Origin of the sequence: Sphingopyxis granuli NBRC 100800, assembly GCF_001591045.1 — a bacterium.
Classification (GTDB): Bacteria; Pseudomonadota; Alphaproteobacteria; order Sphingomonadales; family Sphingomonadaceae; genus Sphingopyxis; species Sphingopyxis granuli.
Genome location: NZ_BCUA01000175.1, coordinates 1 through 1,079, shown reverse-complemented (window position 1 = coordinate 1,079; position 1,079 = coordinate 1). Strand labels below are relative to the sequence as shown.

General features: G+C 62.8%; 1 protein-coding gene and 1 other RNA gene. Both read right to left on the bottom strand.

Annotated elements, in window-relative coordinates:
• Positions 1-235: 235 nt before the first annotated feature.
• Entirely contained in the window at positions 236-391 is a 156-nt protein-coding gene (locus tag SGR02S_RS20170; RefSeq protein WP_156483147.1) for a hypothetical protein, read from the bottom strand.
• Between the two features lie 78 nt (positions 392-469).
• Positions 470-854, bottom strand: an RNA gene (rnpB, locus tag SGR02S_RS19270) — RNase P RNA component class A.
• Between the last annotated feature and the right edge of the window lie 225 nt (positions 855-1,079).

Genomic DNA, 1,079 nt, shown 5'->3' with positions numbered 1-1,079 from the left:
GGCTTTCGCCGGGGGACAGTGACGTGTCGAAAAGGGATAATTGCCGACTTGTTTCAGGGTCCGTGGCCTGCCCTCGCATGAAATGCGGTACAAAAGGGGAGGTCCGGCCATGGATGCTGAAACGAGTTCAGCATGACGAACGGACGAGACAGCCCGCCGAGCGCCGCCCAATCCGCCTCTTTTCCTTTATTCCCTTCGTATTTCGCCTTCGCTCGACACGAAGGGAAGAGAGGGTTCAGGGCTGCAGCAGCGCCGGGACGATCCAGATCGCCGACAGCACGACGATCACCGCCGCGAGCGATATGGCGAGGACATAGCGGACATTGTGCCCCTTGACGGCGCTGGTGGCTTCTTCATCGGTGACTTCGACATGTTCGTCGACGACTTTCATGACCGGGCTCCCTATCGTTGGCCTGCAAAGGCAACGCGCCGCCCGCAAGCGCGGTTCCAGCGCAGGTGGGGAGAGTATGGCGCCAGAGGGTCTGTAAGCCGGGTTCTGTCCACCCCTTACGGGGATGGGCGATCATTCCTCTAGGCGGCCGGTTGCCCGGACGCTCAAGCAGTCAACCCGGACGGCGGGGCCGGAACCAGCCCTGAGTTGCCTCTTGCCATCCCTATTCGACCTTGCTCCCGGTGGGGTTTGCCGTGCCGCGTCCGTTGCCGTCCGCGCGGTGCGCTCTTACCGCACCCTTTCACCTTTCGCCGGGCCGAAGCCTTTGGCGGTCTGCTCTCTGTGGCACTTTCCCTGAGCCCGCCCGAAAGCGGACCCGCCGGACGTTATCCGGCACCGTGGTTTCCGTGGAGCCCGGACTTTCCTCCCCCGCTTGCGCGGCGGCGATCGCCCGACCCTCTGGCAAGGCGCAATATAGCGCGGATGGCGGGCAATTGCGAGCGATTGTAGGAGTGTCGGCTTTGGGGTGGGGAACCGACATAGCTCCCCTCCACTTCCGTCATCCCGGGCTTGATTCGGGATTCCGCTTTTTTTGGGGCATCGACCGGTCTTCGGCATCAAGCGGGACCGGGATCAAGTGGGATATATACCCTTCAGGCAAGTAGGGAGCTGTTCCCCGGCGAAAGCC

Excerpts from the sequence above, each read along its gene's own strand:
- SGR02S_RS20170 (WP_156483147.1), bottom strand. The coding sequence starts at position 391 with ATGAAAGTCGTCGACGAACATGTCGAAGTCACCGATGAAGAAGCCACC.